Here is a 23,853-nt window from a genome sequence, read left to right on the forward strand (position 1 = left end):
GGCCGGCCGGATGATCGCGGTGGGCCTCTCGGCTGCCGAGGGTAGCCGCAAACCGGGTGAAGGGGGAGCGCGCTGGCGCTTGCAGGCGCCGCCGCGCTGTCCTTCCATTCAGTCCTGCAGGCCGGGCTCGCCCTGCGCCAACGGCACCCGCGAGCCATCCAGCAGGCCCCGGCTGAGCGTGCCGTTCTCGATGAACAGCAGTTCGCCGTTTTCACCGTTCTTGATGCTGCTGTCGATGGCGATCACGCGGTCGCCATGGAAACTGCTGACGTGCGGCATCGAGGTGTGGCCGACCACGATGCGCTTGAGCTGCAGGCGATCCAGCACCGCCTGTACGCCCTGCGTATCGAGGCGGCCATCGAAGTAGCCGCGGTACCAGATCGGGCTGGTCTTGCCGTCATACAGCGGCGCGGTGGCCGGGTCGGCCTTCACTTCGGCCTTGGGCAGGCCCAGCGACGCCTGGTAGGCCGCATTGGTGCGTGCCGGCTCCAGCGCCAGCTCCACCGCCTCGGGCGAGATGCCGCCGTGCAGGAACAGGGTGTCACCGATCTTCAGCAGTACCGGGCGGGTGCGCAGCCACTGCCCAATCACAGAATCGGCACCGTACAACTGCGGGTAGCTGCGGCCGAGCAGCTGCGCGCTGCGCAGGTACTTCGGATTGACGTAGCGGAGGTCGTCGTACAGCACCATGGTCTCGTGATTGCCAAGCACGAAGTGCACCGCACCACCGGCGGCGGCCGCCTGCTGCTGCAGGCCGTACAACAGCCAGAACGCTTCGGTCACCTGCGGGCCACGGTCGAACACATCACCGGCGATGACCAGCGTGTCCTTGCCCAGCGCCCAACGGTCCTGCGCATCGATGACCTGGTTGGCGCGCAGCAGGCGCACCAGCAGCCCGTACTGGCCATGGATGTCGGACAGCGCAACGATGCGCGGCACGGCCGGCAGTACGGAGATCGAAGGCGCGTTCGGTGCTGCCACATGCACGGTGTGCCCGTAGCCGCAGCGCGTTGCGATATCGGTGCCGGTCGCGGTGGCAGGAAGCGTGCGCGACTCGACCTTGTCGTCGCAGATCCACTTGGCCTGCAGTTGCTCGCCCTGGCGGAACACATAGGGGCCATCGGCGTCCACATGGGCGGCGGGGGCCGCGACCTCGCGTGCGTGCGTGGTTTCTGCGGCGCAGGCCAGCACCGGCAGCAGCAGGGCGATCAACAGGGAAGGGCGATAGCGCGACATCGGCAGCATCCGGCAGCGGAAAGGCCTGATCCTAACCGGCGTAGCCGGGCGACGGTGTGCGCGAACGGGCGGGTCAGCTGCTGCCGCTCTCATCCTTGAGCTTGCGCACACGGGTGGCAGAGGCTGCCAGCGGTTCGCCATCGCGACCGCGTGGCTGCATGTAGGGCAGCGGTCGCCGTGTGCTCGACTCGATCAGCTGGGAGTGCGGTTCACCGGCCTCGAAGCGATGGCGTTCACCCCACTGGCGCAGCGCGACCAGCAGCGGGAACAGTTCCAGGCCAGCGGCGGTGAGTACGTACTCCTGGTAGGCCGAGCCATCGGAAGCGGGCTTCAGCCGCAGGATGCCTGCTTCGACCAGCCGGCGCAGGCGGTCGCTGAGGATGTTGCGGGCCGCACCGAGACTGCGCTGGAAATCGCCAAAGCGGGTGACGCCATCGAAGGCATCACGGATGACCAGCAGCGCCCAGCGGTCACCGAGCAGATCGGCGCTGCGGGCGACGGGGCAGGGACTGTCGGCATGCATGGTGGACCTCTCTGATGTGGTTGCAGTTTAAAACCAATGGCAGTAGCCTGCATCAAGTTTCAAATTGCAACTACATCATGAGTGCAGCACCCCTCCCACGCCCCCTGCTGGTCCTGCTCGCGGTTGCCGCAGGTGCCAGCGTTGCCAACGTCTATTACGCACAGCCATTGCTGGAACGCCTGGCACAGGCCTTTGCGCTGGACCCCGCGCTGGCCGGGGCGGTACTGGCAGCGACCCAGGCGGGCAGCGTGCTGGCCTTGCTGGGCCTGCTGCCATTGGCCGACAGGGGCGATCGCCGGCGACTGCTGCGCCTGCAGCTGCTGGCGCTGGTGGTCGCATTGCTGTGGTTGGCGGCCGCGCGAACGGCCATGTGGCTGTTGTCGGGCATGCTGCTGGCCGGCCTGCTGGGCACCGCGTTGACCCAGGGATTGATCGCCTACACCGCATCGCTGGCAGCGGCTGAGCAGCGCGGGCGCGTGGTTGGCCTGGTGCAGGGCGGTGTGTTCATTGGCCTGCTGCTGGCGCGTGTAGTGTCCGGCGTGGTGGCGGCCGCCGTTGGCTGGCGCGCGGTCTATCTGCTGTCGGCAGCGCTGATGGCCGCATTGGCGCTGCTGCTGTGGCGGCGTCTGCCGGCGGTGCCGGTACCGGTGGTGCCACCGGGCTGGCGTGCCTTGATGGGGTCGATGCTGGGCATGCTGCGCGATGACCGGACGCTGCGTGAGCGCGGTCCGTTGGCGCTGTTGTTGTTTGCCGGCCTCAATGTGTTCTGGGCGGCAGCGCCGCTGCCGTTGTCGGCGCCACCGCTGCACTGGTCGACCGCCGCCATCGGTGCGCTGGGCCTGGCTGGCGTGATCGGTGCGCTGCTGGCAGCGCGGGTAGGGCACTGGATGGACCGTGGATTCGCGCATCGGGTCAGCCTCGGCGCGCTGCTGCTGATGCTGGTCGCGTGGTGGCCGCTGCTGGGGTTGCCGCATTCGGTGGGCATGTTGTTGCTGGGCGTGGTCGTGCTCGATCTGGGTGGGCAGGCGCTGCATGTATCGAACCAGGCCCTGCTGCTGCGCGCGCCGGGCGAACAGCATGGACGCATGGTGGCGCTGTACATGCTGTTCTATGCGCTGGGCAGCGGTGCCGGCGCAGCGGCGGGCACATGGATGCAGGCGCGCCATGGCTGGCCTGCGGTATGCCTGCTGGGCGCCGGCATCGCATTGCTGGCGCTGCTGTGGTGGGCGGCGTGGCGGGTACCGCGCCGTGCCGCAACGTAGCGACGCGCGCGCCCGGGGTTGCCGCTACCGCTGCAATGCACGCCGCCCGGGCGCTTCCTGCAGTGCATCGCTGGCCACCACCACGCGGTTGCGGCCGCTGCGCTTGGCCTCGTACATCGCCGCGTCGGCACGGGCCATCAGCCGCTCGTAGTCCGGATGACCGTCATGGCCGGCGACACCGATGCTGGCGGTCAGGCTCAATACCTGGCCGTTGGCCAGCGGCACCGGCGATTTTGCGATCTGCCGGCGCAGGCTTTCAGCAATCACTGCCGCCTGTGATTCGCTGGCGGCGACCAGCACCACCACGAATTCCTCGCCACCGTAGCGGAAAAGATAATCGCTGCCACGGGTGAGCTGGCCGAGCACCCCGGCCACGTGCTGCAGGGCGCGGTCACCGGCATCGTGGCCGTGGCCATCGTTGATCGCCTTGAAATGATCCAGGTCGAGCAGCAGCAGCGAGAACGGTGTGCGGTTGCGTGTGGCCAGCTCGATCTCCCGGCGCAGCACGGTCGGCAGGAAGCGACGGTTGAGCAGGTTGGTCAGCGCGTCGCTGCCTGCATCCAGTTCGCCGATGCGCTCGAACAGCAGTGTCATCAAGGTGCGGATCGCGGCCAGGTCCTCGCGGATGGCCGGCAGCACCGCCAGTCGCTGCGCCGGAGCATCGCCGCTCGCGCGCTGCAGGTGGCCATCAATGCGGGCCATCAACTGGCCCACCTGCTGCGTTTCGCTGCTTTCGCCGAAGCTGGGGATGCCCTTATGAGTGAACCACAGGCCGAACTCCGAGGTAGCCAGGCTGGCGTTGTCGCTGGCCTGCACGTGACCGGCCAATGCGTAGAGCAGGGCGTTTTCCCAGTCCAGTAGCAGTGCGCGCTGGCGCTCGCGTTCGGTACCGACGTTCTGTACCAGCGAGAACAGCCGGTAGGCGGCGTCGGCACGGGTGGAGCGCTCGCGCGCATGGGTGTAGGCCAGGGTCATGCCTTCCATGGCGATATCCATGATCGCGCTGAGGCAGTCGATGGCGGCGAATGCGGTGTCGCTGTCCGGTGCATCGTCACGCAGGCGCACGAACAGTTCGTGCTTGAGCACGCGCGCACCGCGGGTAACCAGGTCAACCGGAATGCCGACGCGGGCGTGCACGTCGCCGATGATCCGCTGTGAGGCCACGGTGTTGGCGATGCCGCTGGCATCAGTGGTCAGCAGCTGCGCCAGCCAGCGCTGCATGGCCGGCTGCAGGCGCTGCTTGACCTGGTCGTGGGACAGGAAACGGCGCGCACGGGTGTCCTGCAGCAGCACTTCGTAAAAGCGCTGGGCCAGCGCGGGTGGGGCATCGGTGGCAGCGGCCTTGAGCAGCGCGGTGGCGGCAGGGCCGGCCTGCAGCAGACACTGCTGCCAGGCCTCGGCCAGCGGCTGGCTGGCATCGTCCAATTGGGGTGGTTCCACGTCGATCTCTGACTGCGTACGGCAAACCACGGGTATCGGCCGCGGCGGCATACGGTTGATGGCGGGTTAGCCGGCCAGTTTACGCGCGGTGCAGGGTTGCACGGTGCGCAAACCACATCGGCGCCACTGCGGCAATGAGTGAACGCATTTGAGAATCAATCGCATTGATGGGAGAATGCGCGCACGGAACGGGCTGCAGGTGCCTGCTGCAGGACTGCTCCGCCTCCCCCTCGTCGTTGCCTCAAGCCCTTTGCCAGAGGCCCCGTAGCCCTGCCAGAAGGTCCTGATCATGTCCCGAGCCGTTGTCCTTTCGCCGCGCCCGCTGGCGCTTGCCGTTGCCGCCCTGCTGGCCGGCAGCGCCCTGACCGCCCACGCTGAAGCCGACGCCACCGATATCGACACGGTGCATGTCACCGCCTCGCAGATCGCACGCCAGGCGCTGGGCACCTCGACCATCACCGCCGAGGACATCGCCAGGCGCCCCCCGGCCAACGACATCGCAGAGCTGCTGCGGACCATGCCCGGCGTCAACCTGACCGGCAACAGTGCGTCGGGCCAGTATGGCAACAACCGCCAGATCGACCTGCGTGGCATGGGCCCGGAAAACACCCTGATCCTGGTCGATGGCAAGCGCATCGGTGCACGCGATGCGGTGCGCATGGGCCGTAGTGGCGAGCGCAATACGCGTGGTGACACCAACTGGGTGCCGGCGGAAATGATCGAGCGCATCGAAGTGCTGCGCGGACCGGCAGCGGCGCGCTATGGCTCCGGTGCTTCCGGCGGCGTGGTCAACATCATCACCAAGCGCCCGACCGGCGATCTGACCGGTGCGGTCGATCTGTATGGCCTGGTGCCCGAGCACAGCGCCGAAGGTGGCAGCGAGCGCGTCGGCGTGCAGTTGAGTGGGCCGATGACCGACACCTTGTCGTTCCGCCTGTACGGCAATCTCAACAAGACCGACGCCGATTCGCTGGCGCTCAACCGTGACTTCGCGACGAATCCGAACGCGGTGCCGCCGGCCGGTCGCGAGGGCGTCAAGAACCGCGATGTCAACGCGCTGCTGCGCTGGGACGTGACCGCCAACCAGGTGGTTGAATTCGAAGCAGGCACCAGTCGCCAGGGCAACATCTATGCTGGCGACCGCGCGGTCAGCACCACCGGTACCTCGACACCGATCGATCTGGGGGCGTTGGCCGAGCAGCGGGCCGAGACCAACCGCATGTACCGCACCACCGGCGCGATCACCCATCGCGGCCGCTGGGGTGACGTGACCTCGCGGGTAACGGCTGCAGTGGAGGCGGTGAACAACTCGCGCATCAACGAAGGCCTGGCCGGTGGTCCGGAAGGCAGCTTCAACGGCACCGACTGGTCGACCTCGCGCCTGCGCAACTACCAGCTGGATGGCGAAGTGAGCTTCCCGACCACGCTCGGTGGCGCCGAGAACATCTGGACGCTGGGCTTTGAGTACCTGGACAGCCGCCTGACCGATCCGTATTCGATGAGTCAGTCCAGCAGCAGCGGTGGCGGCTTCCCGGGGCTGTCGGCCGATCGCGCGCGCGGCAAGGCCGATGCGCAGACCACCGCAGTGTTCGTGGAAGACAACATCTACCTGGGTGAGCGCTGGATCGTCACCCCGGGGCTGCGCTTCGACCATCACAGCCAGTTCGGCAACAACACCAGCCCCAGCCTCAATGCGCAGTTCCGCATCAACAGCGACTGGGTGGTGAAGGGCGGCATCGCCCGTGCGTTCAAGGCGCCGAACCTGTACCAGTCGAATCCGGACTATCTGTACTACACCCGCGGCAATGGCTGCCCGAATGCACTGCCGAGCCTGGGTGCCGGCTGCTACATGCGTGGTAACGCGGACCTGAAGGCGGAAACCAGCCTGAACAAGGAACTGGGTATCGAGTGGGCACCGCAGAGCGGCTGGCAAGCGTCGTTGACCTACTTCCACAACGACTACAAGGACAAGATCCAGGCCGGGTACAACCAGATCGGGCTGACCGCCGACACCAAGGGTCGCATCTTCCGCTGGGAGAACGCACCCAAGGCGATCGTGCAGGGGCTGGAAGGCAACCTGGTGATCCCGCTGCTGGGCGAGCAGGGCAACCGCCTGAAGTGGAGCAACAACTTCACCTACATGGTGGAGAACGAGAACAAGAGCACCGGCCAGCCGCTGTCGGTGATTCCGAAGTACACCGTCAACACGATGCTGGACTGGCAGGCCACCGACAAGTTGTCGCTGCTGCTGACCGGCACCTTCTACGGCAAGCAGAAGCCGGCCACCACCAACATCAACAATGATCCGCGCTGCACCGGCACCTGCGATCCGTCGATCGCGCTGCAGGACCGTGGTGCGTACAACATCTGGGGCGTGAGCGCGCGCTACAAGGTGACCGAGACGGTCAGCTTCGGTTTCGGCGTCAACAACCTGGCCGACAAGCGCCTGTTCCGCGAGGCCAACAGCAGCGATGCCGGCGCGGCCACCTACAACGAGCCGGGTCGCGCCTATTGGGCCAGCCTGCGCTTCGGGTTCTGACCGCAGGCGGACGTCGGTCCGCTGTGCTTGCCAGGCATGATCTGGCGCTACCGGGTAGCGCCGGATCATGCCCGGCGGCATCGTCCAGCGATCCGAACCCCCGGTAGCGCCGGGCCATGCCCGGCGAAGGTATCGGTGGCCTGCAATGTTATAAACACCGTGATAGTTTCCCAACGCCCTCCGGCGTAGCCTGCCTCCCATCGCAAAGGAGCTGTTGCCATGGGCCACGACCACGATCACCTGCCATCCGAGATCCGCCACGAGAAACCCTTGTGGTGGGCGCTCGGCCTGACCTCCACCTTCCTCGTTGTCGAGGTGGTGGGCGCGTTCTGGACCAACAGCCTGGCGCTGCTGTCCGACGCCGCGCACATGGCCACCGATGCGCTGGCGCTGATGATCGCGCTGGTCGCGGTGCGGCTGAGCCGGCGCCCACCGGATGCGCGCCGCACCTACGGCTATGCGCGCCTGGAAGCGCTGGGCGCGATGATCAATGGCGCGATGCTGTTCGTGGTCGCCGGCTACATCCTGTGGGAGGCCATTGGGCGTTTCCGCGAGCCGCAGGAGATTGCCTCGTCGGGCATGCTGGTGATTGCCGCGGCGGGCCTGGTCATCAATCTGATCTCGATGCGCCTGCTGCAGGCCGGCAGCGGCGAGAGCCTCAACGTGAAGGGTGCCTACCTGGAAGTGTGGGCAGACATGCTCGGCTCGGTGGCCGTGATTGCTGGCGCGCTGTTGATCAAGTGGACCGGCTGGAAGCCGATCGACCCGATCCTGGCAGTGCTGATCGGCCTGTGGGTACTGCCGCGCACCTATGTGCTGATGCGCGAGGCGATCAACGTGCTGCTGGAAGGCGTGCCCAAGGGCATGGACGTGGCCAAGGTGCGCGACAGCCTGTCCGGCCACGCTGCGGTAATGGACGTGCATGACCTGCATGTGTGGGCGCTGGCCTCCAGCACCCCGGCGCTGACCGCGCACATCGTGATGCGTGATGGCACCGACGCTGATTCACTGCGTCGAGAGCTGGGTGGCCGCCTGCACGATGACTTCGGTATCGAGCACGTGACGCTGCAGATCGAGGCGGATCATTGCGGTGAAGCCTGTGGCGAGCCGGCGCCGGCCAAGGGCGGTGAGCACGAGGGCCATGAAGGCCATGACCACGGCGAGGACGCGCAGGGCCACCGCGGCCACGTGCATCGCTGATTGAAGATGCAAGGGCATCGATCGGGTCAAACCGCCCGGGTGAAGCCGGCCTGGTAGAGTCGATTGTTAGTCGACTATCGCGCGCAGTGCGGGCATTTTCGCGACCTTGCCGAAGAGCAGTCGACTAACAGTCGACTCTACCCCGCCGCGAGGCCAGCCGATCCGCCAGCCGGGTCGGCTCCGGCAGCCGATATCCGCGCAACGTGCGCTGCACCCAGTGCAGCGCAGTATCGGCGCTGACCCGATGGCCACCGGCCACGAACAGCGGCTTGCATTTCACCTTACTGCGCAGCACCCAGCCGAGCTGCTCGTCACCGTCCAGCAGCGGTGTATGCGAACCGGCCTCGGCACCCGGCTCGACGAAGCGGCCGACCAGTTTCGATTTGGCCACGCCGATGCTTGGCAGATCGGTGACCACGCCCAGGTGCGCGGCGATGCCGAGCCGCCGCGGATGGCTGATGCCGTGGCCGTCGACGAACACCAGGTCCGGTGCGCGCGGCAGCAGCGCCAATGCGGCCAGCAGCGCCGGCAACTCGCGGAAGCTGAGCAGGCCGGGGATGTAGGGCATCACAGTAGGGATGCGCGCGATTTCCTGCGTTACAGGCAGCAGCGTCTTCGCATCCAGAAGTACCGCAGCGGCACGGGTGGTGGCGCCGTCATCCTCGAAGCCGACATCCAGCCCGGCCAGCCAGCGCACCGTGCGTGGCAGCCGGTCCTGGCGTTCCACGCGACCGGCCAGCTGGATCTGCTGCTCGCGGGCCGCGGCGACGCTGCCTTCCCAGCGTCCGGGGTCGATCACCGTATTCATTGGTTGCAGCATCGCATGTGTGGGGCCACGGCGCGGTGAGCGGCGCCCGGGGCTACAATGGCGGCCTGCCTTTCCTCGCGTTGGAGACCCTGCAGTGACCCGTAAACTCGTACTGTTGCGCCATGGCCAGAGCCAGTGGAACCTGGACAACCGCTTCACCGGCTGGGTCGATGTCGACCTGACCGAGCAGGGGCGCCGGGAAGCGGCTGCCGCCGGTCGCCTGATGCGCGAGGAAGGCCTGCAGTTCGACGTCGCCCACACCTCCGTGCTGAAGCGCGCCATCCACACCCTGCAGGGTGCGCTGGCCGAGCTGGAGCAGGACTGGCTGCCGGTGAACAAGTCCTGGCGCCTCAACGAACGCCATTACGGCGGCCTGCAGGGCCTGGACAAGGCCGAGACCGCTGCCAAGCATGGCGAGGACCAGGTCAAGGTGTGGCGTCGTTCGTACGACATCCCGCCGCCGGCCATGGACCTGGAAGATCCGGGCCACCCGATCCATGACCGCCGCTACGCTGGCCTGGACCGCAACGCGCTGCCGGGCACCGAATCGCTGGCCACCACGCTGGACCGCGTGCTGCCGTACTGGCACGACGCCATCGCGCCGCAGCTGAAGGACGGCAAGACCGTGCTGGTCACCGCCCATGGCAATTCGCTGCGCGCACTCTACAAGTACCTCAACAACGTCTCGCGCGAGGAAATCCTCGAGCTGAACATCCCGACCGGCATTCCGCTGCTGTTCGAGTTGAACGACGACCTGACGGTGAAGTCGTTCCGCTACCTGGGCGACCCGGAAGCGGCGCGCAAGGCCGCCGAAGCCGTGGCCAACCAGGGCAAGGCGAAATAAGTAGATACCCACCGTTGGTGGGTATTCCTCTGCTGGGTGTGTGCGGACCAACGGTCCGCACCTACCCGATTGCGACCACGGGCGTTCCCCCTGTGACCTTTGGCGGTCCCCGCCGCGGGCCTGCCCGGCTACCCTGTGAAATTACCCGCAGGAGAGCCTCATGAACTTCCGCAACCTGGCCCCGTTGGGCCTGACCATCGCCATCGCTGCCTCGCTGGCCGCCTGTGGCAAGAATGAAACCGCACCGGCCGCCAACGCCGACGCCAAGCCGGCCTTCGACCAGTCGCAGATCAAGACCGCGCTGATCAGCCTCAACGGCGCCGACCTCGATCCGGCCATTTCGGCCTGTACCGACCTCAATGGCTTCGTCAACAGCAAGTGGCTGAAGGCCAACCCGGTGCCGGGCGACCAGACCACCTGGGGCAGCTTCGAGATCCTGCGCGAGCGCTCGCTGGAAGTGCAGCACGCACTGGTGCAGCAGGCCGCCGCCAGCCAGGCCAAGGCCGGCTCGGTGGAAGCCAAGATCGGTGACATCTGGAAGACCGGCAACGACGAAGCCAAGATCGAAGCCGCTGGCCTCGCTCCGCTGCAGCCGCAGCTGGACAAGATCACCGCGCTGAACGACACCGCCGCCATCACCCAGTACCTGCGCGACAGCCAGGCCGAGGGCAAGGGCGTGCTGTTCTCGCTGTTCGCAAATGCCGATTACAAGGATTCGGCCAACGTCATCGCCTACGTCGGCCAGGGCGGCCTGGGCCTGCCGGAGAAGGGTTACTACTTCGACGATGCGCAGGCCAAGATCCGCGACGCCTACGTGGCCTACATCGCGCAGGTGCTGACGCTGTCCGGCGTGGACGCGGGGCAGGCTGCCGAGCAGGCCAAGGCCGTGATGGCCTTCGAAACGCGCCTGGCCAAGGCCTCGATGTCGCGCATCGAAATGCGCGACCCGGCCAAGCGCTACAACCCGCTCAGCGCCGCCGACGCCGACAAGCTGACCCCGAACTTCAGCTGGACCGCGCTGTTCGACACCCTGAAGGTGCCGGCCGCGCAGAAGTTCTCGCTGGCACAGCCGGGCTTCTTCGGTGAAATGGACAAGATGCTGGCCGACGTGCCGGCTGCCACGTGGCAGGCCTACCTGCGCTTCCACACCATCGACGATGCCTCGCCGTACCTGAGCAGCCAGTTCGAGAAGGCCAACTTCGAGTTCTTCGGCAAGACCCTGCGCGGCCAGCAGGAAATGCAGCCGCGCTGGAAGCGCGTACTGGAGTCGGTCAACGGCGGCATGGGTGAAGCCCTGGGCCAGCTGTACGTCGACGCCGTGTTCCCAGCTGAGTCCAAGGTGGCCATGCAGCACCTGGTGGAGAACCTCTCGGTGGCGCTGAAGGCGCGCCTGGAGCAGCTGCCGTGGATGGGCGAAGAGACCAGGAAGAAGGCGCTGGAGAAGTGGGCCAGCTTCACCCCGAAGATCGGCTACCCGGACAAGTGGCGCGAGTGGACGGGCCTGCAGACCAACGCTGACAGCTACCTGGGCAACATGCAGGCGGCACGTGCGTTCAACTACCGCTACATGCTGGACAAGATCGGCAAGCCGGTGGACAAGTCCGAGTGGGGCATGACCCCGCAGACCGTCAACGCGTACTACAACGCCACCAAGAACGAGATCGTGTTCCCGGCGGCGATCCTGCAGGCGCCGTTCTTCGACGCCAAGGCCGATCCGGCGCTGAACTACGGCGGCATCGGTGCGGTCATCGGCCACGAAATGATGCACGGCTACGATGACTCGGGCAGCCAGTTCGCCGCCAACGGCAACTTCGACAACTGGTGGACCGACGCCGACCGCAAGGCCTTCACCGAGCGTACCGACCAGCTGGTCGCGCAGTTCGATGGCTACGAGTCGGTGCCGGGCGTGTTCGTCAAGGGCAAGCTGACCCTGGGCGAAAACATCGGTGACCTCGGTGGCCTGACCGTGGCCTACGACGCGCTGCAGATGGCGCTGAAGGAAGACCCGAAGGCGAACGTGGAAGTCGACGGCCACAGCCAGGACCAGCGCTTCTTCATGAACTGGGCCACCGTGTGGCGCCGCAACTTCACCGATGGTGAGCTGCGTGTGCGCCTGAACACCGACCCGCATGCCCCGGCCAACTTCCGTGCCAACGGCGCGCCGTCGAACATGCCGTCGTATGCCGCCGCGTTCCAGTGCAAGGCCGGCGACGCGATGGTGCGTGCCGACGACAAGCGCGTGGTGATCTGGTAACCGATCGCAGGTGATGCGTGAAGCGAAAGGCCCGGCGAAAGCCGGGCCTTTTTTTTGTCCGATCGGTAGCGCCGGGCCATGCCCGGCGGATCTCAGGCCAGCGCCGGTTCCTGCGCCAGCATGCGATGGAAGCGCTGCAGCACGTAGGGATCGATCAGGCCGCCGGATTGCTCGTCGATGATCCGCAGCACCTTTTCGTGCTCCATCGCGGTGCGGTAGGGGCGCACGCTGGTCATCGCGTCGTAGGCATCGGCGATGGTGACGATGCGTGCACCGAGTGGAATGTCTTCGCCGCGCAGGCCGTCGGGATAGCCACTGCCATCGAAGGCCTCGTGATGGGTGCGGATCAGCCGTGCCACCGGTACGGCATCGCTGCGGCCGGTGGCCATGAAAATGTGCTCGCCACGCACCGGATGCTCGCGCATGATCGCGCGCTCCTCATCGGTATGCCGGCGCGGAGCCAGCAGCACATCGTCGGGAATGCCGATCTTGCCGATGTCGTGGAAACGGGCGGCCAGTCCGATCTGCGCGCAGGCTTCATCGTCGAGATCGCAGTGTGCGGCCAGGCGCTGTGCGAGCAGGCCGACGCGGTCGCAGTGGTAGCGGGTGTAGGCGTCGCGCATCTGCAGCGACATCGAAAGGGCATCGATCAGGCAGGCCTGCGCGTGCAGCAGGTCGGGGGCGGGTACGGCGTCAGGGAACATGGTCATCCACCCGCACCGGGTGGGGACCGGTGCGGGGTGTTCGGGGGGGGCGATCAACCCGGGGCGAGGGTGGTCAGAAGGGCGCGGACCGCATTGAAGCGGTCTTCCGGCAACGGCAGCGGGTGCTTGATGCGCAGCTTGTCGGGCCCTTCCATGGCGTACAGGTTCGGTTGTTTCTGGATCAGCTGGATCACCGCCATCGGGTCGATGTTCGGCTTGGACTCGAACACGATGCGGCCACCGTTCTCGCCAAGGTCCAGCTTGCGGATGCCGAGCGTATTGGCTTTCAGCTTCAGCTCGGCGATGGCGAACAGGTGCTTGGCCGCATCCGGCAGCAGGCCGAAGCGGTCGATCATCTCCACCTGCAGCTCGCGCAATGCATCGCTGTCGCGCGCGCTGGAAATGCGCTTGTACAGGGTCAGGCGGGTGTGCACGTCCGGCAGGTAGTCTTCCGGAATCAGTGCCGGCACGTGCAGCTCGACCTCGGCACCGCGCACTTCCTCGCCGGCATCCAGGTCGGGCAGCTTGCCCTGCTTGATGCTGCGAACCGCGCGTTCCAGCAGCTCGGTGTAGAGGCTGAAGCCGACCTCGGCCATCTGCCCGCTCTGGTCTTCGCCCAGCAGTTCACCGGCGCCGCGGATTTCCAGATCGTGCGTGGCCAGGGTGAAGCCGGCGCCCAGCTCGTCCATCGACGCGATTGCTTCCAGGCGCTTTTCCGCATCCGGGGTGATCGAACGACGGTCGGGGGCGACCAGGTAGGCGTAGGCACGGTGGTGCGAACGACCGACGCGGCCACGCAGCTGGTGCAGCTGGGCCAGGCCGAAGCGATCGGCGCGGTTGATGATGATGGTGTTGGCGTTGGGGATGTCGATGCCCGATTCGATGATCGTGGTCGACAGCAGCACGTTGAAGCGCTGCTTCTGGAAATCCAGCATCACCTTTTCCAGCTCGCGCTCCGGCATCTGCCCGTGGGCGATGCCGATGCGCGCCTCCGGCACCAGCTCGGACAGCTCGCGCTGCATGCGGCCGATGCTTTCCACGTCGTTGTGCAGGAAGTACAGCTGGCCACCGCGTGCCAGCTCGCGCTGGAAGGCTTCGCGCAGCAGCGCGTTGTCCCACTGGGTGATGAAGGTCTGCACCGCCAGCCGGTTCGGCGGCGGCGTGGCGATGATCGACAGGTCGCGCAGGCCGGCCATGGCCATGTTGAGCGTGCGCGGGATCGGCGTAGCGGTCAGGGTCAGCAGGTGCACGTTGGCGCGCAGCGCCTTCAAGGCTTCCTTCTGGCGCACACCGAAACGCTGCTCCTCGTCGACGATGACCATGCCCAGGTCCTTGAACTTCACGTCCGGCTGCAGCAGGCGATGGGTGCCGACAATGACGTCGATGGTGCCGGCGGCAACCTTCTCCAGCTCCGCCTTGATTTCCTTGGTGCTCTTGAAGCGCGACAGCACCTCGACCTTCATCGGGTAATCGGCGAAGCGGTCGCGGAAGTTGCGGTAATGCTGCTCGGCCAGCAGCGTGGTCGGCACCAGTACGGCCACCTGCTTGCCGGCACTGGCGGCGGCGAACGCGGCGCGCACGGCGACCTCGGTCTTGCCGAAGCCGACGTCGCCGCAGACCACGCGGTCCATCGGCTGGCTGCTGGCCAGGTCGCGCAGGGTGGCGTCGATCGCGGCCAGCTGGTCCGGGGTTTCCTCGAACGGGAACCCGGCGGCGAACGGCTCGTACATCGCGCGGTCCACCTGCAGCGCCAGGCCGGCACGCGCCTGGCGGCGGGCCTGGATCTCCAGCAGCTCGGCGGCGACGTCGCGCACCTTCTCGGCGGCCTTGCGCTTGGCCTTGCTCCACTGTTCGCCGCCGAGCGAATGCAGCGGCGCGGTTTCCGCCGAAGCACCGGAGTAGCGGCTGATCAGGTGCAGCTGGGCGACCGGTACATACAGGCGGTCGCCCTTGGCGTATTCGATTTCGAGGAACTCGCCGGGCATGCCGCCGACGTCCATCGCGATCAGGCCACGGTAGCGGCCGACGCCATGGTCCTCGTGCACGATCGGCGCACCCTCGGTCAGTTCACCGAGGTCGCGGATGATCGCTTCCGGCTCACGGCCGGCACGGCGCGTGCGGCGGGTGCTGCCGGCGCGCTCGGGGAACAGCTGGCGCTCGGTCAGCACCGCGATGCGCGGATCGTCCAGCGCGAAGCCATCTTCCAGCGGCGCCACTGCGATCGCGAAGCGCGCATCGTCGGCGAGGAAGCTGGGCAGGTCGGCCACCACTGGTGGCTTCAGCTCGGCGGCCTGCAGCACTTCCAGCAATGCCTCGCGGCGGCCGGGTGAATCGGCGGCGATCAGCACGCGGCCCGGGTAGTGGCCGAGGAAGGACTTCAGCGCATCGCCGGCCGGTGCTTCGCGTGCGGCCACCGGCAGCGGCGGCAGCGGCTGGTCGCCCAGCGCGTGCGCGTCGGCAATGCGTGCGTGATCGGCGGCCCAGACCTCGATGCGTGGTGCATCGTTGAGGCGTTCGCGCAGCAGTTCCGGCGACAGGTACAGCGCCGACGGCGGCAGCAGCGGCCGTTCGACGTCGTGGCGGCGCTGCTCGTATCGCTCGGCGGTCTGCGCCCAGAACGTTTCTGCTGCTTCGCCAGCGCCCACGCAGACCACCGGCAGGCTGCCTTCGGGCAGATAGTCGAACAGGGTGGCGGTGCGTTCGAAGAACAGCGGCAGGTAATACTCGACGCCGGCCGGGGCCAGCCCGGATTTCAGGTCCTGGTACAGCGAACTGCGCCGGGTATCGACATCGAAGCGCTCGCGCAGCGTGGCCAGCACGCGGGCGATGCTGGCTTCGTCCATCGGCACTTCGCGGCCCGGCAGCATGTGCACCGCCTCGACCTTGTCCAGCGAGCGCTGGCTTTCCGGATCGAAGGCACGGATCGAGTCGATGTCCTCGTCCAGCAGCTCCACCCGCAGCGGCTCCTCGGCACCCATCGGGTACACGTCGAGCAGGCCGCCGCGCACCGCGAAGTCGCCCGGGTCCATCACCTGCGGCACGTTGCGGTAGCCGGCGCTTTCCAGGCGGCGCTTCTCGGCTTCCAGGTCCAGGCGCTGGCCAACCTTCAGGTCGAAGCTGCCACCGATCACATAGCTGCGCGGGGCCAGCTGCTGCAGCAGGGTCTGCACCGGCACGATCACCAGACCGCGTTTCAGCTCGGGCAGGCGGTGCAGGGCGGACAGGCGCTGCGAGATGATGTCCGGATGCGGGCTGAAGCGGTCGTAGGGCAGGGTTTCCCAGTCCGGGAAGGCAACCACTGGCAGGGCAGGGTCGCCGCCGAGCAGGGTGTGCAGGTCGGCTTCGAGCTGGTTGGCGCCGTGGTTGTCACGGGCGATCACCAGCAGCGGGGCGTCGTGCGCACGCGCGGCCTGGGCCAGATACCAGGCCAGGGCGGTCGGCGATGCGGGAGCGCGCCACCAGGCGCGGAGCTGGCCGGCGCGCGGCAGCGGCGGGGCGGGGTATGAGGTACGCGACATGGACCCCGGATTTTAGCAGAAGCCCGATCGAAGCCCGGTGGGTCATGCCGGCCGTTGGCCGGCAGCCTCATGTGCCGTTGGGGGAACGCAATGCCGGCCAGCGGCCGGCACTACAGGAATGACGCGCCGGGCGATGCCCGGCGCATCCATCAGTTGTCCAGTTCCAGCACCATCCGCACCAGGCCCTCGGCACCGGTCGGGTGCGGGACCGGCTTGAAGCCCAGCGAGGCGGCCAGCTGCTTCATTGGCTCGTTCTCGGCGGCAACGTCGCCGTACAGGCGGTCCAGGTACTTGCCACGGCCCCATTTCACCAGCTTGCGCATCAGCTGCCGGCCCAGGCCCTGGCCGATCAGGAAGCGGCTGATCAGGATCGCGTACTCGGCTTCACGGGTACCGGGGATGATCGAGGCCCGGGCGACCGCGCCGACTACCGCCTCACCGGCGGGCAGGGATTCGGCAGCGACCAGGGTGATCTCGGTCTTCGGATTCGGGTGGGTCAGGCGCTGGGTGGTTTCCGGCGAAAGCTCGGTCACCGCCTGCAGGAAACGATCACGGATTTCTTCCGGCCCGAACAGGCTGAACGCTGCTTGCAGCGGCGCGCCATCTTCCGGGCGGATGGGGCGGATCAGCAGCTCGTGGCCGCTGGGAGCCTTGAAGATCTCATGCCAGGGCGGCATGCGGTTGCGAGTGGCCATACCGGGTGATTCCTTGGTGGTCCATCGATTGTGGCATCACCGGGGCTGCATTCCGTGAACGAAAGGCTCACGGCGGTACAGCCTCGTGAAGGCCGTTATTCGGGTGCTTTGAGCCAATCCAGGCGGGTGCTGGCGCCGGGCTCGCCCAGGTGCTGGCGCAGCGCCGGCAGGGCCGGGCCGACCACCCGGTCGAACTGCCAGGGTGGGTTGAGCAGCAACATGCCACTGCCGTTGAGGCGCAGCGGCGAGTCGTCCGGGCGCACCAGGAATTCGATCGTCATCGCCGATTTCACCGGCAGCGCGCTGGCCTTGCGCAGGAAATGCAGGATGGTGCGGCGCTGCTTGATCGGGAACCAGACCGCACAGGTGGCCTGCGGCCAGCGCGCCAGGGTCTCGGCCAGGGCGGCCAGGACCGCCTGGTATTCGGCATCCTGGGCTTCGTAGGGCGGATCGATCAGCACCAGGCCGCGGCCGATCTTGCTGCCGTTGAACTTCGGCGGCAGCAGCGAGCGCAGCAGCGCGTAACCGTCGCCGGGATGCACGCCGACCCGGCTGTCATGGGCGAACAGCGCTTTCAGCGTGGCCGTTTCGGCTTCCTGCAGCTCACAGACCGCCATGCGGTCCTGTGCGCGCATCGCCTGCGCGCTGAGCAGCGGCGAGCCCGGATAGTTGGTCATCGCGCCGACCGGGTTGCCGGCCTGTACCGCCTTCAGGTAGCGCTCGACCACCTCCGGCAGCTTGGGCTGGGCCATCAGCCGCATGATCCCGGACTCGGCCTCCAGGGTCTTGCGGCTCTCTTCGCTGGCCAGCAGGTAGCGGCCGGCACCGCCGTGGGTGTCGAGCACGAAGAACGGGCTGTCCTTGCGCTTGAAGCTGTCGATCAGGGCCAGCTGCACGATGTGCTTGAGCACATCGGCGTGGTTGCCGGCATGGAAGGCGTGGCGATAGTTCATGGGCGGCAGTGTACGGGGCGGCGGCCGCAGCGGCTATGCTGCGCGCCATGACAGCTCCCGTTGCCCATGTCCTGCTGGTCGAGGACGAAGCCGCCATTGCCGAAACCGTGCTCTATGCGCTGCGCAGCGAAGGCTATGCCGCCAGCCATTGCCTGCTGGGCGGTGAGGCTCTGCTGCGGCTGCAGGCCGGCGGCATCGACGTGGTGGTGCTGGATGTCGGCCTGCCCGACCTCGGCGGCTTCGAGGTCTGCCGCCGGCTGCGCGCCTTGCCGGGCCCAGAGGCGCAGCTGCCGGTGATCTTCCTGACCGCCCGCAACGACGAGGTGGATCGCGTGCTCGGCCTGGAGCTGGGTGCCGATGACTACATGACCAAGCCGTTCTCGCCGCGCGAGCTGGTGGCGCGGGTGCGTGCGCGGCTGCGCCGTGCGCTGCCGGCGGTATCGGCCACAGCCAGCACCGAAGGTGGCTGGCAGGAGCTGGGCACCTTCGCCATCGACCGCGAGGGCCGGCGTATCCGTTTCCGTGGCCAGGCATTGGACCTGACCCGCTACGAATATGCGCTGTTGGAGGCGCTGCTGCAGCGTCCTGGCGCCATCCTCAGCCGCGCCCAGCTGATGGACCGGGGCTGGGACAGCAGTGCCGACAGTGCCGACCGCACCGTCGATACCCACGTCAAGACGCTGCGCGCCAAGCTGCGTGCGGCCGGTGCCAGCGACGATCCGATCCGTACCCACCGTGGCCTCGGCTACGCGCTGGAGGTCTAGCCGATGCGCCTGGTGCTGAAGCTGTTCCTCGGCTTCTTCCTGATCACCGGCATCGCCGCGTTCTTCGTGATGCGCGTGTTCGTCAACGAAGTGAAGCCGGGTGTGCGCCAGGCGATGGAATCGACCCTGGTCGACGCGGCCAACGTGCTGGCCGAGATGGCTGCCGCCGACGTCAAGGACGGCACCATCCGCAGTGGCAGCTTCACCCGCAATCTGGCCAAGGCGCGGCAGCGCGACCTGAAGGCGATGGTCTGGCGCTTCCCGAAGCGCTCGCTCGACTACCGGGTGACCATCACCGATGCCAAGGGCATCGTCATCTACGACTCACTGGGCCGTGACCTGGGCCGTGACAATTCGCGCTGGAACGATGTCTACCGCACCCTGCGTGGCGAGTACGGCGCCCGTTCCAGTCCCGAGATTGCCGGTGAAGAGGGCGATACGGTGATGCACGTGGCGGCACCGGTATACGACCCGGTGGATGGCCGAACCCTGATCGGCGTGCTCAGCCTGGCCCAGCCCAATCGCAGCATCGATCCGTTCATCGCCGCCAGCCAGCGCGCCATCATCGAGCGTGGTGCGTGGCTGATCGGGCTGTCGGCGCTGGTCGGTGTGCTGGTGACGATGTGGCTGACCACTGGCCTTGGCCAGCTCAGCCGCTATGCGCGCGCGGTCACCGCCGGCGAACCGGTGCCACCGCCACGCCGCCGCCGCGACGAGATCGGTGATCTCGGCCAGGCCTTGGAAACCATGCGCCGCAAGCTGGAAGGCAAGGCCTACGTCGAGCAGTACGTGCAGTCACTGACCCACGAGATGAAGAGCCCGCTGGCAGCGATCCGTGGTGCCGCCGAGCTGCTGCAGGAGCCGCTGCCCGAGGCCGACCGCGTGCACTTCGCACGCAGCATCGTCGACCAGCAGGAGCGCCTGACCGAGACCATCGACAAGCTGCTGGCGCTGGCCGAGGTAGAGCAGCACGGCTGGCTGCAGACCCGCGACCCGATCGCCGTGCCGGTGCTGCTGGCCGATGCTTCTGCGGCGGCGCAGGTGCGCGCACAGGCGGCCGGGGTGCAGGTCCGCATCGGCAGCGTGCCCGACCTGCGTGTGCAGGGCGACACCTATCTGCTGCGGCAGGCACTGCACAACCTGATCGACAATGCGATCGCCTTCTCACCGGCGGGCGCGGACATCGCGCTGCACGCAGATCTGGACGGCCAGGGCGTTCGCCTGCAGGTGGCCGACCGCGGTGCCGGCATTCCCGACTATGCGCGCGAACGCATATTCGAACGCTTCTATTCACTGGCCCGCCCCGGCAGCGGCCGGCGCAGCTCCGGCCTGGGGCTGCCGTTCGTGCAGGAGGTTGCGCGCCTGCATGACGGTCGCGCCAGCGTTGACGACCGCGAGGGCGGCGGCACCGTGGCCAGCCTGTGGTTGCCTCTGGTCGTGCCGGGCCAGCGCCCGCGGCGCTGACTTCACACTCGCTTCAAATTCGCCACAAACCCTGCTCACCGCAGCGGTTCATCCTGCAGTCCTCTCCAACGAGGATGGACCATGAAATCCCTGAAGATGCTGCTGCGGTTCGCCATTGTCGGCGGGCTGATCCTGCTGCTGCTGATCCCGCTGATGATGATCCGCGGGGTCATCAACGAGCGCAGCCAGTACCGCGATGAGGCCTTTGCACGGGTGGCTGACAGCCGCGCCGGCGTGCAGCGCCTGGTGGGGCCGGTGCGTGTGGTGCCGTGGGTGGAACGCAAGGAAGTTGAACTGGTCGACTCGCTGGGCGTCAAGAAGACCGAAGTGCAGGTCACCGAGGGCCATTGGCTGCAGATGCCGGCGTCGCTGGATGTCGGTGGCGAGATGCTGCCGAGCCAGCGCGAGGTGGGCCTGTTCAAGGTGCCGGTGTACAGCTGGAACGGCCAGTTGAAGGCCACCTTTGCCGCTGACGACTATCCGGTAAAGGCCGGCCGTAGCTACGGCCAGCCGTACGTGGCGCTGGGCATTTCCGATGTGCGTGGCCTGGTTGGCACCCCGAACCTGCGCGTGGATGGCAAGCAGCTGCGCCTGTTGCCGGGCGTGGGTGCGGCCAGCGAGGTCGGTCGTGGCCTGCATGCACCGGTGGCCGGTTTCGCCTCGGATCAGGGCGGCACCCTGGTCGGCAGTGCGGTTGAACTGGAGCTGCGCCTGGACGGCAGCCGCATGCTGTCGGTGGTGCCGGTGGGTGATGACACCAAGATCGCATTGCGCTCCAGCTGGCCGCACCCGTCGTTCAGCGGTGCCTTCCTGCCCAACGAGCGTCGTGTCGATGCGCAGGGCTTCGATGCACGCTGGGCGGTGTCCTCGCTGGCCTCCGATGCCCAGCGGCAGCTGCGCAGCGACGGTGCGATCGATTCGCAGGCGGTGACGGTGTCGCTGGTCGATCCGGTCGATGCCTACACCCAGGCCGATCGTGCTTCGAAGTACGGCGTGCTGTTCGTGGTGCTGACCTTCGTCGGCTTCATCCTGTTCGAGCTGATCAAGTCGCTGCGCATCCATCCGCTGCAGTACCTGATGGTCGGCCTCGCACTGGCGATCTTCTTCCTGCTGCTGATAAGTCTGTCCGAGCACATCGCGTTCTGGAAGGCGTACCTGGTATCGGCGGTGGCCTGTATCGGCCTGCAGGCGGTGTACCTGGCCAACGTGCTGGGTCACTGGAAGCGCGGCCTGGGCTTCGCCGCGCTGCTGACCGTGTTGTATGGCGCGCTGTATGGCCTGCTGGTATCGGAAAACAACGCGCTGCTGATGGGCTCGCTGCTGCTGTTCGTGATCCTGGCGCTGGCGATGTGGGTGACCCGCCGGGTCGACTGGTACGCGCTTGGCGCGGACCTGAAGTAAGGAGCAGGCCATGAGCTGGCGCCAGGGATTGCGGCAACGGGCACGGCAGGGCATTCCTGCCCTGCTGGAAGTGGACGCGCTGCTGCAGGCACATGGCGTGCTGGCGGCCCTGCCGGGGGCACGGATCGCCCCTGGCCTGGTCCGCTTCCAGCTGGCAGCGGTGACCTGTGAGGGATTGCAGGGCCAGGGACTGGCCTGGCTGCAGGGCGCGCGGCAGGGACGCGGCGCGCTGGCTGGCAGGGTGCCGCGCTACCGGCCATGGAAGGCCGGGGCGCAGGCGCTGGCCGAGATCGGCATCGGTGGCCTGCCAGGTGACTGGCCCGCACATGCAGCGGTGTATGGCTGCAGCAGCATCGACCGGCGGCACTGGTTGCTGCTGCTGCCGGAACGGGCGCAGTTGTGGCTGGGATGGAGTGGGTGAGGTGGCTTGGCAGGTGCGAACCAACCGCTCTCCCGTGGGTGCGAACCTTGGTTCGCACGCTTCCATGCCGCCCATGACCGATGGGACGGTATCGCCGCGCCCCTGCTGGCTAGACTCGATGGGTTGATGATCGAGCCGAAGGGCAGGGGTGCGATGTGTTGAAGTGGGGCATGCTGGCCGCAGCGCTGGCGATGGGTGGCAATGCAGGCGCGCAGCAGCGCGAGACGGTGGACCTGGACATGGTCAGCCGCATCCGCCAGGAGGCCTTCCATCGTTCGCAGGTGATGGACACCTTCAGCTACCTCACCGAACGCATCGGTCCGCGCCTGACCAATTCGCCGGCGATGGGGCGTGCCAATGCGTGGACCCGTGGCAAGTTCAACGAATGGAAGCTGGACAACGTCCACGACGAAGCCTTTGATGATTTCGGGCGTGGCTGGGAGTTCACTTCGGCCAGCGTAGAGATGCTCGGTGACCGCGTGCAGCCGCTGCATGCGCTGCCCAAGGCCTGGACCCCCGGTACCAAGGGCCCGGTTGAAGGCGAGCTGGTGCAGGTCGAGATCAAGAAGCCCGAGGACATCGAGAAGTACCGCGGCAAGCTGCGCGGCAAGATCCTGCTGCTGGGCGAGGCGCGCGAATACAAGCGCGGCACCGAGGCGGATTCGCACCGCCACGACGCCACCTCGCTGGAGGGCCTGCAGGAGTTCACCCTGCCCAAGGACAAGGACGCCACCGCCGAGCGCGCGAAGCGGGTCAAGGAGTACCAGGAGCGCCAGCAGCTGGCGACCAAGGTCAATGCGTTCTTCGTGGAAGAAGGCGCGCTGGCCTCGATCAGCATCAGCAGCTGGGACAACGGCATCATCCGCGTTGCCGGTGGTGGCTCGCGAAAGGCCGGTGAGTCGGTGGGCATCCCCGAGCTGGCGATGATCAGCGAACACTTCAATCCGCTGGTGCGCGCGCTGGAGGCCAAGCAGACCGTGCGCCTGCGCGTGGATGTGGCCGCGCGCTTCACCGACGAGGCCGACCAGCCTGGTTACAACACGCTGGCCGAGATCCGTGGCAGCAGCAGGCCCGATGAAGTGGTGATGATCGGCGCGCACTTGGATTCCTGGCACAGTGGTACCGGTGCGGCCGACAACGCGGCCGGCGTGGCGGTGATGATGGAAGCGATGCGCATCCTCAAGGCCACCGGCGCCAAGCCCAAGCGCACCATCCGCGTGGCGCTGTGGAGCGGTGAGGAACAGGGTCTGATCGGCTCGCAGGCTTATGTGGCCAAGCACTTCGGCCGGTTCCCGGAACCCACCGATCCGGCGCAGAAGGCGCTGCCGGCCTCGCTGCGCGAGCCGACCGGCGCACTGCAGAAGACCCGCGACTACGGCAAGTTCCAGGTCTACTTCAACATGGACAACGGCTCCGGCCGCTTCCGTGGCATCTATGCGCAGGAAAACCTGGCGGCGATGCCGATCTTCGAAGCCTGGCTGGCGCCGTTCCATGACGTCGGTGCCACCACCGTGGCCACCCGCAACACCGGCAGCACCGACCACATCAGCTTCGACCGCATCGGCCTGCCGGGCTTCCAGTTCATCCAGGACCGGCTGGACTACTTCACCAACGTCCATCACAGCCATCTGGACACCTGGGACCATGCCGAACCGGAAGACCTGAAGCAGGCCGCGGCCATCGTCGCCTCGTTCGCCTACAACGCCGCGACGCGCGAGCAGTCCTTCCCACGCAAGCCCGAACCGCAGCCGTGACAAAAAGGGGACGGAGGGGATTAAGTCATTTCTCCCCTCCGTTTCCCGGCCGCAGCCCAGGAGCTGGGCAATC

Annotated in this window: 18 protein-coding genes; 10 read left to right on the plus strand and 8 right to left on the minus strand. The window is 67.2% G+C overall.

From position 1 onward, the window contains the following. Window positions 1–108: 108 nt before the first annotated feature. Both AC3ITW_RS06480 and AC3ITW_RS06485 read right to left on the minus strand, forming a co-directional pair. Window positions 109–1,236 carry a metallophosphoesterase gene (locus AC3ITW_RS06480; RefSeq protein ID WP_489390159.1) on the minus strand — a complete coding sequence of 376 codons (1,128 nt, stop codon included), beginning with the start codon at window positions 1,234–1,236 and terminating at the stop codon, window positions 109–111. A gap of 73 nt (window positions 1,237–1,309) precedes the next feature. After that, complete coding sequence (locus AC3ITW_RS06485; protein WP_004150103.1) at window positions 1,310–1,759, minus strand: winged helix-turn-helix transcriptional regulator; 450 nt, start codon at window positions 1,757–1,759, stop codon at window positions 1,310–1,312. Between the two features lie 77 nt (window positions 1,760–1,836). On the opposite strand from AC3ITW_RS06485, the gene AC3ITW_RS06490 reads away from it, so the two are divergent. Continuing rightward, the gene (locus AC3ITW_RS06490) at window positions 1,837–3,021 is read left to right on the plus strand and encodes an MFS transporter (RefSeq protein ID WP_100468073.1); all 1,185 of its coding nucleotides are present in this window, start codon (window positions 1,837–1,839) and stop codon (window positions 3,019–3,021) included. A gap of 24 nt (window positions 3,022–3,045) precedes the next feature. On the opposite strand, the gene AC3ITW_RS06495 is transcribed toward AC3ITW_RS06490, so the two are convergent. After that, window positions 3,046–4,461, minus strand: coding sequence for a GGDEF domain-containing protein (locus AC3ITW_RS06495; protein ID WP_197585157.1), 1,416 nt, complete (start codon window positions 4,459–4,461; stop codon window positions 3,046–3,048). A 289-nt stretch (window positions 4,462–4,750) separates the two neighbouring features. On the opposite strand from AC3ITW_RS06495, the gene AC3ITW_RS06500 reads away from it, so the two are divergent. Next, window positions 4,751–7,000: a TonB-dependent siderophore receptor gene (locus tag AC3ITW_RS06500; RefSeq protein ID WP_004150107.1), complete on the plus strand. Its 2,250-nt coding sequence runs from the start codon at window positions 4,751–4,753 to the stop codon at window positions 6,998–7,000. A 219-nt stretch (window positions 7,001–7,219) separates the two neighbouring features. After that, the gene (locus AC3ITW_RS06505) at window positions 7,220–8,200 is read left to right on the plus strand and encodes a cation diffusion facilitator family transporter (protein WP_012510471.1); all 981 of its coding nucleotides are present in this window, start codon (window positions 7,220–7,222) and stop codon (window positions 8,198–8,200) included. Between the two features lie 124 nt (window positions 8,201–8,324). Here the strand turns inward: AC3ITW_RS06505 and nfi are convergent, their stop codons facing one another. Further along, the gene (gene nfi, locus AC3ITW_RS06510) at window positions 8,325–9,008 is read right to left on the minus strand and encodes a deoxyribonuclease V (protein WP_012510472.1); all 684 of its coding nucleotides are present in this window, start codon (window positions 9,006–9,008) and stop codon (window positions 8,325–8,327) included. Window positions 9,009–9,102: 94 nt separating this feature from the next. Between nfi and gpmA the strand changes: the two genes are divergently transcribed. Both gpmA and AC3ITW_RS06520 read left to right on the plus strand, forming a co-directional pair. After that, a complete protein-coding gene (gene gpmA, locus AC3ITW_RS06515) occupies window positions 9,103–9,852 on the plus strand; it encodes a 2,3-diphosphoglycerate-dependent phosphoglycerate mutase (RefSeq protein WP_004150217.1) in 750 nt (249 codons plus the stop codon). A 160-nt stretch (window positions 9,853–10,012) separates the two neighbouring features. After that, window positions 10,013–12,106 (plus strand): M13 family metallopeptidase, encoded by a 2,094-nt coding sequence (locus tag AC3ITW_RS06520; RefSeq protein WP_489390160.1) that lies wholly within the window; start codon window positions 10,013–10,015, stop codon window positions 12,104–12,106. A gap of 92 nt (window positions 12,107–12,198) precedes the next feature. Here AC3ITW_RS06520 and AC3ITW_RS06525 read toward each other — a convergent pair whose 3' ends face one another. The 4 genes from AC3ITW_RS06525 to AC3ITW_RS06540 form a co-directional block, all read right to left on the minus strand. Beyond that, on the minus strand, window positions 12,199–12,816 hold the full coding sequence (locus AC3ITW_RS06525; RefSeq protein WP_489390161.1) for an HD-GYP domain-containing protein: 618 nt from the start codon (window positions 12,814–12,816) through the stop codon (window positions 12,199–12,201). 47 nt (window positions 12,817–12,863) lie between these two features. Then, a complete protein-coding gene (mfd, locus tag AC3ITW_RS06530; RefSeq protein WP_489390162.1) occupies window positions 12,864–16,328 on the minus strand; it encodes a transcription-repair coupling factor in 3,465 nt (1,154 codons plus the stop codon). A gap of 149 nt (window positions 16,329–16,477) precedes the next feature. Next, a complete protein-coding gene (locus AC3ITW_RS06535) occupies window positions 16,478–17,023 on the minus strand; it encodes a GNAT family N-acetyltransferase (RefSeq protein ID WP_004150340.1) in 546 nt (181 codons plus the stop codon). Between the two features lie 95 nt (window positions 17,024–17,118). Next, entirely contained in the window at window positions 17,119–17,976 is an 858-nt protein-coding gene (locus AC3ITW_RS06540) for a 23S rRNA (adenine(2030)-N(6))-methyltransferase RlmJ (protein WP_004150342.1), read from the minus strand. Window positions 17,977–18,011: 35 nt separating this feature from the next. On the opposite strand from AC3ITW_RS06540, the gene creB reads away from it, so the two are divergent. The 5 genes from creB (at window position 18,012) to AC3ITW_RS06565 (ending at window position 23,780) form a co-directional block, all read left to right on the plus strand. Continuing rightward, complete coding sequence (gene creB, locus AC3ITW_RS06545) at window positions 18,012–18,740, plus strand: two-component system response regulator CreB (protein ID WP_012510476.1); 729 nt, start codon at window positions 18,012–18,014, stop codon at window positions 18,738–18,740. 3 nt (window positions 18,741–18,743) lie between these two features. Further along, entirely contained in the window at window positions 18,744–20,204 is a 1,461-nt protein-coding gene (gene creC, locus AC3ITW_RS06550) for a two-component system sensor histidine kinase CreC (protein ID WP_489390163.1), read from the plus strand. Window positions 20,205–20,285: 81 nt separating this feature from the next. After that, window positions 20,286–21,605 (plus strand): cell envelope integrity protein CreD, encoded by a 1,320-nt coding sequence (gene creD / locus AC3ITW_RS06555; protein WP_489390164.1) that lies wholly within the window; start codon window positions 20,286–20,288, stop codon window positions 21,603–21,605. A gap of 10 nt (window positions 21,606–21,615) precedes the next feature. Continuing rightward, entirely contained in the window at window positions 21,616–22,026 is a 411-nt protein-coding gene (locus AC3ITW_RS06560) for a hypothetical protein (RefSeq protein WP_004150406.1), read from the plus strand. A gap of 170 nt (window positions 22,027–22,196) precedes the next feature. Further along, the gene (locus tag AC3ITW_RS06565; RefSeq protein WP_032969335.1) at window positions 22,197–23,780 is read left to right on the plus strand and encodes a M28 family metallopeptidase; all 1,584 of its coding nucleotides are present in this window, start codon (window positions 22,197–22,199) and stop codon (window positions 23,778–23,780) included. Window positions 23,781–23,853: the final 73 nt, after the last annotated feature.

The sequence above is a fragment of the Stenotrophomonas sp. KH_052 genome (assembly GCF_057838755.1).

What these genes read in the sequence shown, in the direction of transcription:
- AC3ITW_RS06480 (WP_489390159.1), bottom strand. Translation starts at nt 1,236, where the DNA reads ATGTCGCGCTATCGCCCTTCCCTGTTGATCGCCCTGCTGCTGCCGGTG.
- AC3ITW_RS06485 (WP_004150103.1), bottom strand. Translation starts at nt 1,759, where the DNA reads ATGCATGCCGACAGTCCCTGCCCCGTCGCCCGCAGCGCCGATCTGCTC.
- AC3ITW_RS06490 (WP_100468073.1), top strand. Translation starts at nt 1,837, where the DNA reads ATGAGTGCAGCACCCCTCCCACGCCCCCTGCTGGTCCTGCTCGCGGTT.
- AC3ITW_RS06500 (WP_004150107.1), top strand. Translation starts at nt 4,751, where the DNA reads ATGTCCCGAGCCGTTGTCCTTTCGCCGCGCCCGCTGGCGCTTGCCGTT.
- AC3ITW_RS06505 (WP_012510471.1), top strand. Translation starts at nt 7,220, where the DNA reads ATGGGCCACGACCACGATCACCTGCCATCCGAGATCCGCCACGAGAAA.
- nfi (WP_012510472.1), bottom strand. Translation starts at nt 9,008, where the DNA reads ATGAATACGGTGATCGACCCCGGACGCTGGGAAGGCAGCGTCGCCGCG.
- AC3ITW_RS06520 (WP_489390160.1), top strand. Translation starts at nt 10,013, where the DNA reads ATGAACTTCCGCAACCTGGCCCCGTTGGGCCTGACCATCGCCATCGCT.
- AC3ITW_RS06525 (WP_489390161.1), bottom strand. Translation starts at nt 12,816, where the DNA reads ATGACCATGTTCCCTGACGCCGTACCCGCCCCCGACCTGCTGCACGCG.
- mfd (WP_489390162.1), bottom strand. Translation starts at nt 16,328, where the DNA reads ATGTCGCGTACCTCATACCCCGCCCCGCCGCTGCCGCGCGCCGGCCAG.
- AC3ITW_RS06535 (WP_004150340.1), bottom strand. Translation starts at nt 17,023, where the DNA reads ATGGCCACTCGCAACCGCATGCCGCCCTGGCATGAGATCTTCAAGGCT.
- AC3ITW_RS06540 (WP_004150342.1), bottom strand. Translation starts at nt 17,976, where the DNA reads ATGAACTATCGCCACGCCTTCCATGCCGGCAACCACGCCGATGTGCTC.
- creB (WP_012510476.1), top strand. Translation starts at nt 18,012, where the DNA reads ATGCTGCGCGCCATGACAGCTCCCGTTGCCCATGTCCTGCTGGTCGAG.
- creC (WP_489390163.1), top strand. Translation starts at nt 18,744, where the DNA reads ATGCGCCTGGTGCTGAAGCTGTTCCTCGGCTTCTTCCTGATCACCGGC.
- creD (WP_489390164.1), top strand. Translation starts at nt 20,286, where the DNA reads ATGAAATCCCTGAAGATGCTGCTGCGGTTCGCCATTGTCGGCGGGCTG.
- AC3ITW_RS06560 (WP_004150406.1), top strand. Translation starts at nt 21,616, where the DNA reads ATGAGCTGGCGCCAGGGATTGCGGCAACGGGCACGGCAGGGCATTCCT.
- AC3ITW_RS06565 (WP_032969335.1), top strand. Translation starts at nt 22,197, where the DNA reads ATGCTGGCCGCAGCGCTGGCGATGGGTGGCAATGCAGGCGCGCAGCAG.